Origin of the sequence: Ancylobacter gelatini (genome assembly GCF_022601675.1) — a bacterium.
In the GTDB taxonomy this organism is placed as follows: domain Bacteria; phylum Pseudomonadota; class Alphaproteobacteria; order Rhizobiales; family Xanthobacteraceae; genus Ancylobacter; species Ancylobacter gelatini.
Window position 1 is genome coordinate 60440 of the sequence record NZ_JAKVIL010000002.1, and the last position, 17044, is coordinate 77483.

The window sequence follows — 17044 nt, forward strand, 5'->3', positions numbered from 1 at the left end:
GTCATGGCCAGGCCACCGGCACCAAATGCACCTCTCGCCCGCACGGCCATGGCCTACGTTCTCGCGGGCGGTCGCGGCAGTCGCCTCATGGAACTCACCGACCGGCGCGCCAAGCCGGCGGTCTATTTCGGCGGCAAGTCGCGCATCATCGATTTCGCGCTGTCCAACGCCATCAATTCCGGCATCCGGCGCATCGGCGTCGCCACCCAGTACCAGGCGCACAGCCTGATCCGCCACATGCAGCGCGGCTGGAACTTCCTGCGCCACGAGCGCAATGAGAGCTTCGACGTGCTACCCGCCAGCCAGCGGGTTTCCGAGACCATGTGGTATCTCGGGACCGCCGACGCCGTGTATCAGAACCTCGACATCATCGAGGCCTATGACACGCGCCACATCATCATCCTGGCCGGCGATCACATCTACAAGCAGGACTATGAGATCATGCTCCAGCAGCATGTTGATCAGGGCGCCGATGTGACGGTGGGGTGTCTGGAGGTGCCGCGCATGGAGGCGAGTGCCTTCGGCGTGATGCATGTCGACAAGAACGACAAGATCCTGTCCTTCCTCGAAAAGCCAAAGAACCCGCCGGCCATGCCGGGCCACCCGGACAAGGCGCTGGCGAGCATGGGCATCTATGTGTTCGAGACCAAGTTCCTGATCGACCTGCTGCGGCGCGATGCTGCCGATCCGCTGTCGACCCATGATTTCGGCAAGGACATCATCCCCTACATCGTCAAGCACGGTAAGGCGGTGGCGCATCACTTCTCGCGCTCCTGCGTGCGCTCGGACATGGAGACCGCCCCCTACTGGCGGGACGTGGGAACGGTCGATGCCTATTGGGAAGCCAATATCGACCTGACCGAGATCGTTCCGGAGCTCGATCTTTATGACAAGGACTGGCCGATCTGGACCTATGCCGAGATCACCCCGCCGGCCAAGTTCGTGCATGATGACGAAGGCCGGCGCGGTCAGGCGATTTCCTCGCTGGTCTCGGGCGGCTGCATCATTTCCGGCTCATCGCTGCGCCGTGCGCTGCTGTTCACCGGCGTGCGGGTGAACTCCTACGGCTCGATCGAGAATGGGGTGGTGCTGCCTTATGTCGAGGTCGGGCGCGGGGCGCGGCTGAAGAATGTGGTGATCGATTCGCATGTGCGGATTCCCGAGGGGCTGGTCGTCGGCGACGACGAGGTTCTCGATGCGCAGCGCTTCCGTCGCACGGAGAAGGGCATTTGCCTGATAACCCAGTCCATGATCGACCGGATCGAACTTTGACGGCTGTGAACGCGGGCAGGGCAACGTGGCGGATCTGAAGCTTCTCTCGGTCGTCTCCGAAGTGTTTCCGCTGGTGAAAACCGGCGGGCTCGCCGATGTCGCCGGCGCCCTGCCGGAGGCGCTGGCCCCGCATGGCGTCGGCTCGTACACGCTGGTTCCGGGCTATCCGGCGGTGATGGCGGCGCTGGGCGAGGCGGAGGTCGCGCACAGCTTCGACCATTTGTTCGGCGGGCCGGCTCGGCTGCTGGCGGGGCGCGCGGCCGGGCTCGACCTGTTTGTGATCGACGCGCCCCATCTTTATGACCGGCCGGGCGGGCCCTATGTCGGGCCAAACGGGCAGGACTGGGGCGACAATGCCGCGCGCTTCGCCGCGCTCGGTGCGGTGGCCTCCGGCATCGGGCTCGGCCTCGTGCCCGGCTTCGTGCCGGACATCGTGCATGCGCATGACTGGCAGGCCGGCCTTGCGCCGGCCTATCTCCACTATTCCGGCGGCCGCCGGCCTGCTACGGTGATGACGATCCACAACATCGCCTTCCAGGGCCAGTTTCCGCAATCCGTCGTGCCGATGCTCGGCCTGCCGTCCCATGCCTTCGCGGTGGACGGCATCGAGTATTACGGCATGGTCGGCTACCTGAAGGCGGGCCTCCAGCTCGCCGACCGCATCACGACGGTCTCGCCGGGCTATGCCGGGGAAATCCTCCAGCCGGAAGCCGGCATGGGGCTGGACGGGCTGCTGAATGCCCGCAGCCACGCACTCTCCGGCATTCTGAACGGGCTCGACCTCAACGCCTGGACGCCGGCCACCGATCCTCTGATCCCGCTGCCCTTCGACGAGAAGAAGCCAAAGGCGCGCGTCGCCAACAAGATCGCGCTCAAGCAGGCCTTCGGGCTCGATGCCGACCCGGACGCGCTCTTGTTCGGCGTGGTCAGCCGGTTGTCCTGGCAGAAGGGGCTGGATCTGCTTGCCGATAATCTCGGCACGCTGCTCGGCCTCGGCGCGCAGCTCGTGCTGCTGGGGGCGGGAGATGCCGACCTGGCCGAGCGCTTCATCGGCGCGGCGCGTGCCAATCCCGGGCGGATCGGCGTGAAGCTGGGCTATGACGAGGCGATTGCGCACGGCATTCAGGCCGGCGCCGACGCGCTGATCGTGCCCTCGCGCTTCGAGCCCTGCGGCCTCACCCAGCTCTCGGCCCTGCGCTATGGCGCGCTTCCCGTCGTGGCGCGGGTCGGCGGGCTCGCCGATACCGTGATCGACGTCAACGAGATGGCGCGCGCCGTCGGTGTCGGCACCGGCGTCCAGTTCTCGCCCGTGACCGCGCCGGCGCTGCGCGGCGCGCTGATCCGCGCGCACCAGCTCTGGCAGGACAAGGCGCTGTGGCGCAAGCTGCAGAAGAACGCCATGGCGACCGACGTGTCCTGGGACCGCGCCGCCAGGCAATATGCCGAGCTGTTCCGCACCGTGGTGGCGGAGCGCGCCGGGTGAACGACTGGACGCGTTCTCCCGGCAGCCCGGAGCCGCTCGGCGTCAGCGCGGATGCGAGCGGCGTCAATGTCGCGGTGTTCTCAGCTCATGCCGAGCGCATCGAGTTCTGCCTGTTCGATCCGACCGGCGAGCACGAGATCGCGCGGATCGAGCTGCCCGGGCGCACCGGGGACGTGTTCCACGGTCATATTGCCGGCGTGCCGCCGGGCGCGCGCTACGGCCTGCGCGCCGCCGGGCCATGGCGCCCGCAGGAGGGGCACCGCTTCAACCCGTACAAGCTGCTGGTCGATCCCTATGCCAGCCACCTGGACCGGCCGTTTCGGCTCGACGAGACCCTGTTCGACCGCCGCGCCCATGGCGCCGAGCGCGACGAGATCGACAGCGCGGCGGCGGTGCCGAAGGCCATCGTGCCCCATCCGGTCGCGATGGCGCAGCCGGCGACCCCGCGTTTCGCCTGGGACGACCAGGTGCTGTACGAACTGCATGTGCGCGGCTTCACCATGCGCCATCCCGAAGTGCCGGTGGAAATGCGCGGTACCTTCGCCGCGCTGGGGCAGCCGGCGGTGATCGAGCATCTGGTGAGGCTCGGCATTACCACGGTCGAGCTGATGCCGGCCTTCGCCTGGATCGACGAGCGGCATCTGCCCCCGCTCGGGCTGACCAATTACTGGGGCTACAATCCGATCCTGTTCGGCGCGCCGGATCCCCGGCTCGCGCCCGGCGGGTTCGAGGAGGTGACGCAGGCCATCGAGGTGTTGCACGGCGCGGGCATCCGCGTGGTGCTGGACGTGGTGCTGAACCACACCGGCGAGAGCGACGAGTTCGGGCCCACGGTGAGCCTGCGCGGGCTCGATAACGCGACCTATTACCGGCATGCGGCGGATGATCCCTCGCGCCTGCTCAACGATGCCGGCACCGGCAACACGCTGGCGCTGGAGCGCAGCCCGGTGCTTCGGCTCGGCATGGACATGCTGCGGCGCTGGGCTGGAACCGGGCTTGACGGCTTCCGCTTCGACCTCGCCGCCACGCTGGGACGGCGGGTGGACGGCTTTGACCCGCACGCCCCTTTCCTCGCCGCCATGCAGCAGGATCCGATGCTGCGCGACCTCGCATTGATCGCCGAACCGTGGGACGTTGGCCCGGGCGGCTACCAGGTCGGGCGCTTTCCCGCCGGCTGGGGCGAGTGGAACGACCATTTCCGCGACACGGCGCGCCGGTTCTGGCGTGGCGATGCCGGCCTCGTCGGCGAACTCGCCACCCGCCTCGCCGGATCGGCCGATCTGTTCGGTGCCAGCGAGCGCCCGCTGTCGCGCGGCATCAATTTCGTCACCGCCCATGACGGCTTCACGCTGGCCGACCTCGTCTCCTTCGAGACCAAGCACAACGAGGCCAATGGCGAGGATAATCGCGACGGCACCAACGCCAATTATTCATGGAATCACGGCATCGAGGGCTGGACCGACGATCCGGGGGTGCTCGGCCGGCGGCGTGCCGACATGCGGGCGCTGCTGGCGATTCTGATCGCTTCGCGCGGCACGCCGATGCTCACCATGGGCGATGAATGCGGGCGTTCGCAGGCCGGCAACAACAACGCCTATGCCCAGGACAACGAACTGACCTGGCTGGACTGGTCCCGCACTGACGAAGACCTCGCCGCCTTCACCGCGCGATTGGTGCTGCTGCGTCGTCGCCATCGCGCGCTCCGGCTGGAAGCCCCGCTCACCGGCCGCCCGGTCGATGCGAGCGCGATTCCCGATGTCGAATGGCGTGATCCCGCCGGTGGGGCGGTCGACTGGGACGGGCCGCAGGCGCGTGCGCTGGTCGCGGTGTTCTATGCGCCCGCAGCGGGTGGCCTGCCGGCCGACCGGGTGGCGGTGGCGCTGAACGCCTCGCAGGAAGCGCTGCCGCTGGTGCTGCCCGAGCCGCGCGACGGTTTCGCCTGGCGCCTCGCGGCGGACAGCGCGGGCGAGGATGCGCCCGCCGTGAACGATATGCCCGCCCGGGCGGTGCGAATTCTGGTCGAGGAGCCCGCGCCTGCGGCGCCGCAGCGCCGGGCGGACCCTGCGCTGCTGGAACGCCTCGCGGCCGCGGCAGGCATTTCCAACGAATGGTGGGATGTCGGGGGCACCCATCATGTGGTGAGCGATGACACCAAGCGCGCGCTGCTGAAGGCGCTGCGCCTGCCGGCCGGCACGTCCGGCGAGGCGCGCGATAGTCTGGCCGGTCTTTCGGACCAGCAGTTCGGCCGCGACCTGCCCTTCGCGCTGGTGCTGCGGCAGGGCGAGGCCGGCGAGGTGCGGCTCGGCGGTGAGGCCGCGCGGGCACGGCGCCGGCTCGACCTCGACATCGCGCTGGAGGACGGCACGCGGCGTGTCCTCCCGATCCATGCCGATGACGGCATCCGCATGCAGGCGACGCAGCCGGACGGCCGGCTGGCGGTGACCCGCCGGGTTGCGCTACCGGAACTTCCGCCGGGCCGGCACGAATTGCGGCTCGGCGATGTCGTCTGCCGCCTCACCGTGGCGCCGCCGGCCTGCTATCTGCCGCCAGCGCTGGTGCAGGGCGGCCGGTGCTTCGGCCTCGCCGCGCATCTCTACACGCTGCGCCGCGCCCGGCACGATCAGGGCATAGGCGACTTTACCGCGCTGGGAGAACTGGGGGCGCTGGCGGCCGGGGAGGGAGCGGCCACGCTCGGGCTCAACCCGCTGCACGCGCTGTTCCCGCACGACCGCGAGCGGGCGAGCCCCTATCACCCTTCGGATCGGCGTTTTCTCGACCCGATCTATATCGATCTTGCCGCGTTAGGCGCGGATGTGTCCGGCTTTGCCGGCATCGCAGGCGATGCGAATGTCGACTACACGGCGGTCTGGGCGGCCAAGGATGCGCTGCTGCGCGAGGCCTTCTCGCGCTTCGAAGCCGAGCCCGAGCCCGGCTTTGCCGGCTTCATCGCCGAGGGCGGCGAGCCGCTGAGCCGGTTCGCGGCGTTTCAGGCCATCTCCCGCCTGTACCCGAAGCGTGGCTGGCGCGACTGGCCGGAGGGCCTGCGCGATGCCAACCCTTCCATCATTGCGGAATTTACCGGCCAGCATGAGCGCGAGGTGCGGTTCGCACTGTGGCAGCAATGGATCGCCGACCGCCAACTCGGGGCTGCGGCGCGGAAGGCGCGCGAGGCCGGACTCATTCTCGGCTTTTATCGCGACCTCGCGGTCGGCACCGCGCCGGACGGAGCGGAAGCCTGGGCGGAGCAGGGCATGCTGATGCAGGGCGTGACCGTCGGCGCGCCGCCTGATCCGCTCGGTCCCGAGGGGCAGAACTGGAATCTGCCCCCGCCCGACCCGCTTGCCCTGCAGCGCGACGGCTATCGCGGCTTCGCCAAACTGGTGGCGGCCAATATGCGCCATGCTGGTGCGCTGAGGATCGATCATGTGATGGGCCTGCGCCGCCTGTTCCTGCTGCCGGAAGGCGCAGGAGCGGTGGAGGGCGCTTATCTCGCCTATCCGTTCGAGGACCTTGCGGGGCAGGTGGCCGCCGAGAGCGTGCGCGCGCAGTGCCTCGTGGTCGGTGAGGATCTGGGCACGGTGCCGTTCGGCATGCGCGATCAACTCACCCGCGAGCGCATGCTGTCCTACCGCGTGCTGTGGTTCGAACGCTCGGGGGAGGATTTCCTGCCGCCGCAGGATTACCCCGCGCTGGCGGCCGCCTGCGTCTCCACCCATGACCTGCCGACGCTCACGGGCTGGTGGGACGGCGTGGATATCGACGAGCGTCTTGCCCTCGGCCTTGCGGACGAGGCGGCAAGCGCGGTGGCCCGCGAGGAGCGGATCGCCGAGAAGCAGCGGCTGGCAAACGCCCTGCTGGCCGAGGGGCTGATCGAGGCCGCGCCGGAGCCGGACGCACCGCTGGCCGAAGCTTTCCTGATCGCGGTGCATGCCTATGTCGGGCGCACGCGCGCCCAGATCGCGCTCGCGCAGCTTGACGATCTCGCGGGCGAGGAGGTGGCGGTCAACCTGCCGGGGACGGATCGCGAGCGGCCGAACTGGCGACGGCGCCTCTCTCTATCCGCGGAGGCCGTGCTGGAGCGCCCCTCCGCCCGTGCCGCCCTCAAGGCGATGGCCGAGACGCGCGCGGAATAGCCAGCCCGCTCACGGGGCCGGCGCGGCGGGAGCCGGTGTTGCGGGAGCGGGGGGCGTCACGGGCTCGCCGACGGGCGGCGTCGGGCTCTCGGTCGGCTGGGTGGTGGTGCGGCCGGAATAATCGATCGCGGCATAGAGGGCGAGCCCCAGCACGATGGCGGCGATGACGAGGGTGGTGGTCCGGTTCATGAAGCGTCTCCCGTGGGTCGGCACGCACCCTTGAGTTGTTCCAGGCAACTTTTTTCAAGACGCGCCGCAGTCTCTCCGCGTGCATGAATAATAACCGCCGGGCCGACCCCATCCCGGCTTCGGGCGATGTCTCTACGTCAGGTTAAAAATGGATCGGACGCGGAGATTTTCGTTGTCGAAACGCCCGGCAACCCTCAAAGTTCCCATGAGAGTTTTCTGCGGCATCGCGAGCGCCTTGCCGGCAGGTTTGTGCCAGAGCCGCGCCAAGCGGCCAGCCCGCCTGGCGCGAGCCAGTGCGGTTTTCAACGAAGACGAGAGGGAGAACCCATGCCACACAACGAGTTCGATGTCGTGACGCTATCGCCTTCGACGGTGCGGGTGATGCACCGCAGCGCGCATCACGTGTACGAATTCGCGGTGGTGGATGATGGTCGCGGCCGCCGCATCGTGTCGAGCGGGCCGGCGATTCAGTTCGGCAAGGATGGGCAGATCGCTGCCTGGGATCTCGTAGCCGCCGCCGAGAAGGCCGCCGCCGCCGCCGCGCGCTCGACCGGGGTCATCGACTGAGCCCTCGGGCGCCGGAGCGTCCGGGAGACTGTTTGCCCACACAGCTTCGAGTGGCAATTTTGAACGGCATGGCCGCTCCGCCTGCTCAACGGGCTGCGCGGTGGCAGGCGGGATAATTTCCCGCGACAATCTCGTGGCGCTCGGCCTCGCCGGTCGGAATCTGCCGCCACGCATGAGAGCGATGGTCCACGCATGAAAAAGGCCGGGGGATGCCCGGCCTTTTTGCGTATTCAGCCAGCGCTCAGTCCGCGCCCGGGTCGCCGGCAAGGCCTGCCGCCGCGATGCCGGCCAGCGCCGCCGCCTCGTCATTCTCCGACGTGTCACCGGAGATGCCGACCGCGCCGACCACCTCGCCGGAGCCGTCGCGGATCAGCACGCCGCCGGGCACCGGCACCAGCGCGCCGCCGACCACGTTGGTGGCCGAAGCGATGAAGAAGGCCTGCTCCTTGGCCCGCTTGAAGATCGAGCGCGAGCCAATCCCCAGCGAGAGCGCGCCGTAAGCCTTGCCATGGGCGATCTCGAAACGCTTCAGGCTGGTGCCGTCCTCCGACGCCGCCGCACGCACCGCGCCGCGCTCGTCGAGCACGACGACGGCCATCGGCTTGAAATTGCCCTTACGGCAGGCGTCGAGCGCGGTCGCCAGAATGGTCTGGGCGGAACTGAGGCTCAGGCTTGGCATGGAATCTCCCAGGCTGATCGGTGTCAGGTTGCGCTCGATTGACGCCTTCGATGGGTCGACGTCAAGTCTCGCCTTGCCTTCTTTGTCATTTTTTGCATTCATAATTCATAGTTCGATTTTGTCGCGTTCGGCACGCCTCGGAGTGCTATCGTGACCTGGTCGCACATCAACAACAAACGCTGGACGAACCGGCGGCTGAGGAAACCCAAAGGAGCAAGCCATGATCCGCCTTACGCGACTCGTGTCGGCCATTGCCGGCACCGTCCTGCTCGCCGCGACGGCAAGCGCTGAACCTATCGAAATCAAGCTCGGGCATGTCGGCGAGCCCGGCTCGCTGTTTGACCAGACCTCCCAGGAATTCGCCAAGCGCGCGAATGCCAAGCTGGGCGACAAGGCCAAGGTCGTCACCTACGGCTCCAGCCAGCTCGGCGGCGATACCGAACTCCTCAAGAAGCTCAAGCTCGGCACGGTCGACCTGGCGCTGCCCTCCACGGTGATGACCACCGTCTCGCCGGAATTCGGCGTGTTCGAAATGCCCTATCTGGTGCAGAATCGCGAGCACGCGGCCAAGATCCGCGAGGCCGTGATCAAGCCGGTTCTGGTCCCGATCGCCAAGGACAAGGGTTACGAGATCATCGCCGTCTGGGAAAACGGCATCCGCCACGTCACCAACAATACCCGGCCGATCAACAAGCCGGAGGACCTGAAGGGCATCAAGCTGCGCGTGCCGCAAGGCGTGTGGCGCGTGCGCATGTTCCAGGCCTATGGCGCGACGCCGAGCCCGATGGCGCTGTCGGAAGTGTTCGTCGCGCTGCAGACCGGTGTGATGGACGGCCAGGAGAACCCGCTCGCCCAGATCTATCCGTCCCGCTTCCAGGAAGTGCAGAAGTACCTCTCGATGACCGGCCACGTCTATACGCCGGCCTATGTCACCGCGGGCCGCAGCTGGTCGAAGCTGCCGCCGGACGTGCAGAAGGCGCTGGTCGAGACCGCGGTGGAGATGGAGCCGGTCGCGCTCGACATCGCCGCCAAGCTCGACGACGAGCTGCTCGGCAAGCTGAAGGCTGCCGGCATGCAGGTGAACGAGGTCGACAAGGCCGCCTTCATCGAGGCCAGCAAGCCCGTCTACGAGGAATTCGCGAAGGAAGTGCCCGGCGGCCAGAAGCTGGTCGACGACTCCCTCGCCCTCGGCAAAGGCTCCTGAGCCTTCCCGGCGACCGGCGCTCCCCCGCCGGTCGCCGGAAGCCTCGGCTTATCGGATGCATCGCCGACCCACGCGGCGGGCGATGCACATCATGCAGCGTGCCGCCCTGATACGGCAGGATCGCCCGCTCTCGCGGGACAGGCCATCGTTCGCAGAACTCACAGCTCCCGCACTCACATCGTGCACGGTCGCCTGAGCGGCCGCGCCCTTGGAACAGGAACATGCTCGCAATCAGAAGATCCTACGACCGGATCTTGGAGATCATCGCCGCGCTGCTGATGGCGGCACTGACGGTCATCATCGTCCTTGGCTTCGTCTTCCGCGCCGTCGGCCTCTCGCTGGTCTGGTACGACGAAATCGCCTCGATCGGCCTGTGCTGGCTGACCTATTACGGCAGCGCGCTGGCGGCCCTGCGCGGTGCCCATATCGGTTTTCCGGGGATTGTGAACGCCTTCCCGCCGGGATTGCGGGTCGCCTCGACTATTTTCGCCGAGGTCATCGTGCTGGCCTTCTTCATCATCCTCACGGTGACGGGGCTTGAGGTGCTCGACATCCTGCAGGGCAGCACGCTGGTGTCGTTGCCGAACGTGTCGCTCGTGGTGACGCAGTCGGTGATCCCGGTGACGGCGGTGCTGATCATCATCTCCGAACTGCTGCGCTTCCCCGAAGTGCTGGCCGCCGCGCGCGGCGCGGGCTTCGAGGACCATGAACTGAAGGAAGCGCTCGAAACCGTCCATGAGACGGGCACGGCCAAGGAAGGGGCGGCACGATGACGAGCACTATGGGTCTGATGTTCATCGGCCTGTTCGGCATGGTGCTGCTGAACGTGCCGATCGCGATCGCACTTGGCATGGTCGCCGTGATCGCCATCTGGGCGACGCAGGGTGCCGACATGCTCCCGAACGTCGCGCTGGTGATGTTCGAAGGTGCGACCAACTTCCCGTTGCTGGCGATCCCGCTGTTCATCCTCGCCGGCGGCATCATGAATTCGTCGTCGATCTCGCGGCGGCTCATCAACCTCGCCTCGGCGATGCTCGGCTTCATCCGTGGCGGCCTCGCCATGGTGACCATCGGCTCCTCGATGTTCTTTGCCGAGATTTCCGGCTCGGCGGTGGCGGGCGTCGCGGCGCTCGGCTCGCTGCTGATCCCGGCGATGAAGAGCCGCGGCTACAGCAAGGAATTCGCCGCGGCGATCTCCTCGTCCTCGGCGAGCCTCGCGATCATCCTGCCGCCGTCGATCCCCATGATCCTCTACGCGGTCATGGCTCAGGTCTCGGTGGTGAAGATGTTCATCTCCGGCCTGCTGCCGGGCCTGCTGGGCGGCGCCGGCCTCGCGCTGGCAAGCTGGTACTATGCCGTCAAGTACGACTTCCCGGTGGAACAGCGTTTTGCCTGGAGCCGGCTGGCGACCGCCTTCCGCGAGGCGCTCTGGGCGCTGATGCTGCCCGTGATCATCCTCGGCGGCATCTTCGGCGGCCTGGTGACGGCCACGGAAGGCGCGGCGGTCGCGGTTTGCGCGGCGCTGTTCATTTCGGTGGTCATCTATCGCGAGCTCGACTTCAAGGCGCTGTACCGCGCCCTGGTCGACAGCGCGCTGCAGACCGCCGTGGTGATGCTGCTGGTGGCCGCTTCGGCGCTGGTCGGCGTGTTCCTCACCGAAAGCCGGGTGCCGCAGGCGCTGGCGCAGTCCATCGCCGAGCTGACGGACAATCCCTACCTCGTCCTTCTGCTGCTGAACGTGCTGTTCCTCATCCTCGGCATGTTCCTGCACTCGGCGGCGGCGATCATCCTGACCGTGCCGATCGTCCTGCCGCTGATCCAGCAGGTCGGCATCGATCCGGTGCATTTCGGGCTGGTGCTGACGCTGAATCTGGCGATCGGCCAGCAGACGCCGCCGGTGGCTTCGGTGCTGATCGCGGCGTGCTCGATTGCCAAGGCGGACATCTGGCAGACCACCAAGGCCAATCTCGGCTTCCTGCTGGTGCTGCTGGTGGTGCTGCTGATCTGCACCTATGTGCCCTGGTTCGCCCTTGCACCGACCCAGTGGTTCTACGGCGACAGCTCGATCGGCATGATGCCGACGAACTGATCGTTTCCCTCGAACCTCTCGACCTCCCCGGATGCCTTGCCGGGGAGGTTTTTTTTATGCGCCGGCAGCGCTGGCCCACTTAACCCCGCGGCGACATGCAGGGAGGGGCCGACAGCAGAACGCCCGGGCTTGCGGCCCGGGCGTCTGGTCGGCGTCGATGTCGGGGCGGCGAGGGGAGGCCGCTACTCGGCCGCCTCCAGATCGCGGACCGTGCCCGACTGACGCGCCGAGACCACGGAGCGAGCCAGTACCTGCACCACATGCACCGCGTCGCGCTGAGCGCCGTCATGTATCTGGTGGCGGCAGGAGGTGCCATCCGCCACCACCAGCGTGCCGGCATCGGCCTTGCGCACCGCCGGCAGCAGCGAGAGCTCGGCCATGGCAATCGATGTGTCGATGGTCTCGGAATGATAGCCGAAGGCCCCGGCCATGCCGCAGCAGCTCGACTCGATGGTCTCAACGGCGAGGCCCGGCACCAGACGCAGCGTCTTCTCCACCGCGCCCATCGCTCCGAAGGACTTCTGGTGGCAATGCCCGTGCAGCAGCGCCTTGTCGCCCACCGGGCCGAGGTCCAGCTCAAGCCGGCCGGCCTCATGCTCGCGGGCGAGAAACTCCTCGATCAGCAGCGCATGGGCGGAAAGCCGCTGCGCGCTCTCGCCGGGGAACATCGAGGGCAGTTCGTCGCGGAAGGCGAACAGGCAGCTCGGCTCAAGGCCAACCACCGGCACGCCGCGCGCGACGAACGGGGCGTAGGTGTCGAGCACGCGACGCGCCTCGGCTTTCGCCTGATCGACCAGACCGGCGGAGAGGAAGGTGCGCCCGCAGCACAGGGCGCGGGACTTGCCGTCGGACGGCGCGGGCATGTGCACGCGGTAGCCGGCGGCGGTGAGCACGGTGAGCGCGGCCTTGATGTTCTCGCTCTCGAACCAGCGATTGAAGGTGTCGGCGAACAGGACGACCTCGCGCCCGTCTTCCGGACCAAAGGTGGCGCCGTCGCCGCAGAAGCCGTCGGCGCGCCATTTGGGCAGGCTGCGGCGTGCGCTGAACTGGGCGACCTTTTCCGACATTGCTGCCGCGCCGGGCAGACGGTCGCGCAGATTAAGCAGCCACGGCACTTTCGAGGCGAGCGCCGCGTAGTGCGGGAGATAGGCGACGAGGCGCTGATGCAGCGTGATGCCCTTGGCTCTGGCGCGAGCGGCCAAGGCCTCGATCTTCATCTTCGCCATATCGACGCCGGTCGGGCATTCGCGCCGGCAGCCCTTGCAGGAGACGCAGAGCTTGAGCGTCTCCATCATCTCGTCGGAGGCGAGCGCGTCGGGGCCGAGCCGGCCGGAGATGGCGAGACGCAGCGTGTTGGCGCGCCCGCGCGTCACGTCGCGCTCGTTGCGCGTAACGCGGTAGCTGGGGCACATCACCCCGCCGACGGCCTTGCGGCAGGCGCCGTTGTTGTTGCACATCTCGATGGCGCCCTGCAGGCCGCCGCCCTCGCCGGAATAGCCGGACCAGTCCATAGCCGTCTTGATCGGCGCAACCTTGTAGTCCGGGGCGTAGCGGAACAGCGAGCGGTCGTCGAATTTCGGCGCGCGCACGATCTTGCCGGGATTGTAGAGCCCGTTGGGATCGAAGCGGTCCTTCACCTCCTCGAACACCTTGACGAGGTGCGGGCCGAACATGGTCTCGTGGAATTCCGAGCGCACGATGCCGTCGCCGTGCTCGCCGGAATGCGAGCCCTTGTACTCGCGCACCATGTGGAAGGCTTCCTCGGCAATGGCGCGCATCGCCTTCACATCCTGCTCCTGGCGCAGATTGAGCACCGGGCGCACATGAAGGCAGCCTTCGGAGGCGTGGGCGTACCAGGTGCCCTTGGTGCCGTGCTTCTCGAACACCTGGGTCAGCCGGGCGGTGTAGTCGGCCAGATGCGGCAGAGGGACCGCGCAGTCCTCGACGAAGGAGACGGGTTTGCCCGCCTGCTTCATCGACATCATGATGTTGAGGCCGGAGGTGCGCACATCCGCGATCGCGGCCTGAAGCCCGGGGTCGCGCACGTTCACCACGCCGCCCCAGCGCTCCCCGCTTTTGTCCCAGCCGAAGCCGAGATCGCCCATGGTCTGCTCCAGCAGCTTCAGGCGGCGCTCGTTCTCGTCCTCATCCTCGGCGAACTCGACCAGCAGCACCGCCGCCGGCGTGCCACGCACGAACTGGCGGAGCGTCGGCTGGAACATCGGAATCTCGCTGGCCAGCGACAGCAGCGTCTCGTCGACCAGTTCGACCGCGATGGGCCCCAGCTTCACCAGATGCTGGGCGGCGTCCATCGCCTGATAGAAGCTGCCGAAATGGCAGGCGCCGATCACCTTCTTGCCGATGACCGGCCAGAGCTTCAGCTTGATGCGGGTGGAGTAGGCGAGGGTGCCTTCCGAGCCGACGAGCAGATGGGCAAGGTTGTAGCCTGCCGGGTCCGGCACCAGCGCGTCGATATTATAGCCGCCGACGCGGCGCTGGACGCTGGGAAAGCGCGCGGCGATCTCGCCGGCCTCGCGGGCGCCGATATCCAGCAGGTCGCGCGCCAGCGGCATCAGCGGCGAATCCGTGGAGAGGCCGGACAGATTGTGATCGACCCGGCCGAAATGCGCCTTGGCGCCGTCGGCCATCATGGCGTCGATGGCGATCACATTGTCGCGCATCGTGCCGTAGCGCAGCGAGCGGCCGCCGCAGCTGTTGTTGCCCGCCATGCCGCCAATCGTCGCCCGCGAGGCGGTAGAGACGTCCACGGGAAACCACAGGCCGTGCTGCCGAAGCTGCCGGTTGAGGTCGTCCAGCACGATGCCGGGCTCGACCACGCAGCGCCGCTCGGCGACATCGAGTTCGAGGATGCGGTTGAGATATTTGGAGCCGTCGACCACAAGGGCGTCGTTGATGGTCTGTCCGCACTGCGACGTGCCGCCGCCGCGGGCCGTGACCGGCACGCCTTCCGACCGCGCCAGCGCGATCGCCCGCTCGGCTTCCTCCACCGTACGGGGAACCACGACACCCAGCGGCATGATCTGATAGAACGAGGCATCGGTGGCGTAGCGCCCGCGATTGAAGCGGTCGAACCACACGTCACCCGTGATTTCGCTCTTCAGGCGCCGCTCAAGTCCCGGCGTGAGCCGTGCCGCCATTTCATTCCTCCCTATGCCCGACGTTAAAGACGCAAACAGCGCTCCGACGGGCTTGACTGAATTTTGCATTCATAATTCATATATGCAAGACAGTCGGTGCGGAAAGTGGGTTTCCGCGTCGCGAGGCTGAACCGGAACGCGGTCCCAAGCACCGCGCCGTCAAGGGAGAAATAAGATGTCCAGCAATTCCGCCCGGGTCGCGGGTCGCCACTTCCTGCAGATTCCGGGGCCGACCCCGGTGCCGGACCGCATCCTGCGCGCCATGGACATGCCCACGATCGACCATCGCGGCCCCGAATTCCAGAAGCTCGGCCATCGGGTGCTGGACGGCATCAAGACCATCTTCAAGACCCAGAGCCCGGTGATCATCTATCCCGCGTCCGGCACCGGTGCCTGGGAAGGCGCGCTCGCCAACGTGCTGTCGCCCGGCGACAAGGTGCTGATGTTCGAGACCGGCCATTTCGCGACGCTGTGGAAGAACATGGCGATCAAGCTCGGCCTCAAGCCCGACTTCATCGCCTCCGACTGGCGCATCGGCGCCGACGCCGCGCAGATCGAGGCCAAGCTGCGCGAGGACAAGAACCACGAATACAAGGCGGTGTGCGTGGTCCATAACGAGACCTCGACCGGCTGCATCACCCGCGTCGACGAAGTGCGCAAGGCGATCGATGCCGCCGGCCACCCGGCGCTGCTGATGGTCGACACCATTTCCTCGCTGGCCTCGATCGATTTCCGCCATGACGAGTGGGGCGTGGACGTCACCGTCTCCGGCTCGCAGAAGGGCCTGATGCTGCCGCCGGGCCTGTCGTTCAATGCGTTGTCCGACAAGGCGCTGGCCGCCGCCAAGACGTCGACCATGCCCAAGCTGTTCTGGTCGTGGGAAGAGATGCTGCCCCACAATGCCAAGGGCTTCTTCCCCTATACGCCCGGCACCAACCTGCTCTACGGCCTCGCCGAGGCGATCGACATGCTGCACGAGGAAGGCCTCGACAACGTGTTCGCCCGCCACGATCGCCATGCCGAAGCCACCCGCCGCGCCGTGCGCGCCTGGGGGCTGGAAGTGCTGTGCCGCGAGCCGAAGTACTATTCGTCCTCGCTGACCGCCGTGATGATGCCGGAAGGCCATGACGCCGACGCCTTCCGCGAGAAGACGCTGAACCATTTCGACATGTCGCTCGGCACCGGCCTCACCAAGCTCACCGGCCGCGTGTTCCGCATCGGCCATCTCGGCGACACCAACGACCTGACCATGATGGGCGCGTTGTCCGGCGTCGAGATGGGCCTGTCGGTAGCCGGCGTTCCGCACAAGAAGGGCGGCGCCCAGGCGGCGATGGACTACCTTGCCGAGTGCGCGCAGGCCCCGGTCCGCGCCGCGGCATGATCGCCTGAATGCGCCGACCGGCGGCTCAAGTGGCTTGCCAAAGTCGCCGGTCGGCGCAATCTAGAAGCCTGAATCGACACATACGGGAGAGTGTCGCCCCATGGCGATGTCGGGCACGGCCATTATTCCTCGTCGCAGCCTTCACGGCGAACTCGCCGCGCAGTTGCGCGACATGCTGATGCGCGGGGACCTCAAGGCCGGCGAGAAGATCTCGGAGCAGGCTTTGTGCGCCCGATTCGGCGTCTCGCGCACGCCGCTGCGCGAGGCGCTGAAAGTGCTTGCCAATGAGGGGCTGCTGATCCTCTCGCCCAATCGCGGCGCGTCGGTCGCCCGTGTCACGCCTGAGGAAGTCGACGAACTGTTCCCGATCATGGGCGCGCTGGAAGCGCTGGCGGGGGAGGCTGCGTGTGCCCGGGCGACCGATGCCGACGTCGCCCGCATCCAGGCCATGCACGACCAGATGCTGGCCTATTACCGGGCCAATGATGCGGCCGGCTATCTGCGCCTCAACCGGCAGATTCACGAGGCCTTCTTCGACCTGTCCGGCAATGCCTCTCTGGTCCAGCTCTACCAGACACTGATGGTGCGCATCCACGCGGTGCGTTTCATCGCGCAGAAATCGTCGGAGCGCTGGCGCGAGGCGGTCGACGACCACGAGGAAATGATGGCCGCGCTGAAGGCCCGCGACGCCATGCGGCTCGGTAATATTCTGCGGCTCCATTTGCGCCACAAGGCGGCGATGGTGCACGAATCGCTGGGCCCGATGGACAGCGCCGCCGCCGAATAGGCATCCTGCCGCTGCTGCCGCCCTTGCTGCGGCGAGGGTCGAGGGGCTTAACGGATTGCATCTTTAATTATTGATGCGCAATGCGGGATCGGCTAGCGTTAC

The 17044-nt window shown here is 67.3% G+C and carries 12 protein-coding genes; 9 read left to right on the forward strand and 3 right to left on the reverse strand.

Annotation, left to right across the window (positions count from 1 at the left end; genetic code table 11):
- Positions 1-3 precede the first annotated feature (3 nt).
- Genes glgC through glgX form a run of 3 tightly spaced genes read left to right on the forward strand, consistent with a single transcriptional unit; the run spans position 4 to position 6888 of the window.
- Positions 4-1272: a glucose-1-phosphate adenylyltransferase gene (glgC, locus tag MKI84_RS03510; protein ID WP_241616584.1), complete on the forward strand. Its 1269-nt coding sequence runs from the start codon at positions 4-6 to the stop codon at positions 1270-1272.
- A gap of 25 nt (positions 1273-1297) precedes the next feature.
- Entirely contained in the window at positions 1298-2755 is a 1458-nt protein-coding gene (glgA, locus tag MKI84_RS03515) for a glycogen synthase GlgA (RefSeq protein ID WP_241616585.1), read from the forward strand.
- On the forward strand, positions 2752-6888 hold the full coding sequence (gene glgX, locus MKI84_RS03520; protein ID WP_241616586.1) for a glycogen debranching protein GlgX: 4137 nt from the start codon (positions 2752-2754) through the stop codon (positions 6886-6888). The genes glgA and glgX overlap by 4 nt, the downstream gene beginning before the upstream one ends.
- Positions 6889-6897: 9 nt before the next feature.
- Here glgX and MKI84_RS03525 read toward each other — a convergent pair whose 3' ends face one another.
- The gene (locus MKI84_RS03525) at positions 6898-7077 is read right to left on the reverse strand and encodes a hypothetical protein (protein WP_241616587.1); all 180 of its coding nucleotides are present in this window, start codon (positions 7075-7077) and stop codon (positions 6898-6900) included.
- Positions 7078-7203: 126 nt separating this feature from the next.
- On the opposite strand from MKI84_RS03525, the gene MKI84_RS03530 reads away from it, so the two are divergent.
- Complete coding sequence (locus MKI84_RS03530; protein ID WP_241616588.1) at positions 7204-7644, forward strand: hypothetical protein; 441 nt, start codon at positions 7204-7206, stop codon at positions 7642-7644.
- A gap of 241 nt (positions 7645-7885) precedes the next feature.
- Here the strand turns inward: MKI84_RS03530 and MKI84_RS03535 are convergent, their stop codons facing one another.
- Entirely contained in the window at positions 7886-8323 is a 438-nt protein-coding gene (locus tag MKI84_RS03535; protein ID WP_241616589.1) for a GlcG/HbpS family heme-binding protein, read from the reverse strand.
- Positions 8324-8543: 220 nt separating this feature from the next.
- On the opposite strand from MKI84_RS03535, the gene MKI84_RS03540 reads away from it, so the two are divergent.
- From MKI84_RS03540 to MKI84_RS03550, 3 genes are all read left to right on the forward strand, one after another.
- Entirely contained in the window at positions 8544-9527 is a 984-nt protein-coding gene (locus MKI84_RS03540; RefSeq protein ID WP_241616590.1) for a TRAP transporter substrate-binding protein, read from the forward strand.
- 221 nt (positions 9528-9748) lie between these two features.
- Positions 9749-10300, forward strand: coding sequence for a TRAP transporter small permease (locus MKI84_RS03545; RefSeq protein WP_241616591.1), 552 nt, complete (start codon positions 9749-9751; stop codon positions 10298-10300).
- Positions 10297-11616, forward strand: coding sequence for a TRAP transporter large permease (locus MKI84_RS03550; protein WP_241616593.1), 1320 nt, complete (start codon positions 10297-10299; stop codon positions 11614-11616). Before MKI84_RS03545 ends, MKI84_RS03550 begins: the two co-directional genes overlap by 4 nt.
- A 182-nt stretch (positions 11617-11798) precedes the next feature.
- On the opposite strand, the gene MKI84_RS03555 is transcribed toward MKI84_RS03550, so the two are convergent.
- Positions 11799-14774 carry an FAD-binding and (Fe-S)-binding domain-containing protein gene (locus MKI84_RS03555; RefSeq protein ID WP_241616595.1) on the reverse strand — a complete coding sequence of 992 codons (2976 nt, stop codon included), beginning with the start codon at positions 14772-14774 and terminating at the stop codon, positions 11799-11801.
- Positions 14775-14949: 175 nt separating this feature from the next.
- Between MKI84_RS03555 and MKI84_RS03560 the strand changes: the two genes are divergently transcribed.
- Positions 14950-16155: a pyridoxal-phosphate-dependent aminotransferase family protein gene (locus MKI84_RS03560; protein WP_241616597.1), complete on the forward strand. Its 1206-nt coding sequence runs from the start codon at positions 14950-14952 to the stop codon at positions 16153-16155.
- 100 nt (positions 16156-16255) lie between these two features.
- Entirely contained in the window at positions 16256-16942 is a 687-nt protein-coding gene (locus MKI84_RS03565) for a GntR family transcriptional regulator (protein ID WP_241616599.1), read from the forward strand.
- The last annotated feature ends 102 nt before the right edge of the window (positions 16943-17044 follow it).

What these genes read in the sequence shown, in the direction of transcription:
- MKI84_RS03550 (WP_241616593.1), top strand. Translation starts at nt 10,297, where the DNA reads ATGACGAGCACTATGGGTCTGATGTTCATCGGCCTGTTCGGCATGGTG.
- MKI84_RS03560 (WP_241616597.1), top strand. Translation starts at nt 14,950, where the DNA reads ATGTCCAGCAATTCCGCCCGGGTCGCGGGTCGCCACTTCCTGCAGATT.
- MKI84_RS03565 (WP_241616599.1), top strand. Translation starts at nt 16,256, where the DNA reads ATGGCGATGTCGGGCACGGCCATTATTCCTCGTCGCAGCCTTCACGGC.
- glgC (WP_241616584.1), top strand. Translation starts at nt 4, where the DNA reads ATGGCCAGGCCACCGGCACCAAATGCACCTCTCGCCCGCACGGCCATG.
- MKI84_RS03545 (WP_241616591.1), top strand. Translation starts at nt 9,749, where the DNA reads ATGCTCGCAATCAGAAGATCCTACGACCGGATCTTGGAGATCATCGCC.
- MKI84_RS03535 (WP_241616589.1), bottom strand. Translation starts at nt 8,323, where the DNA reads ATGCCAAGCCTGAGCCTCAGTTCCGCCCAGACCATTCTGGCGACCGCG.
- MKI84_RS03555 (WP_241616595.1), bottom strand. Translation starts at nt 14,774, where the DNA reads ATGGCGGCACGGCTCACGCCGGGACTTGAGCGGCGCCTGAAGAGCGAA.
- MKI84_RS03530 (WP_241616588.1), top strand. Translation starts at nt 7,204, where the DNA reads ATGTCTCTACGTCAGGTTAAAAATGGATCGGACGCGGAGATTTTCGTT.
- MKI84_RS03540 (WP_241616590.1), top strand. Translation starts at nt 8,544, where the DNA reads ATGATCCGCCTTACGCGACTCGTGTCGGCCATTGCCGGCACCGTCCTG.
- MKI84_RS03525 (WP_241616587.1), bottom strand. Translation starts at nt 7,077, where the DNA reads ATGAACCGGACCACCACCCTCGTCATCGCCGCCATCGTGCTGGGGCTC.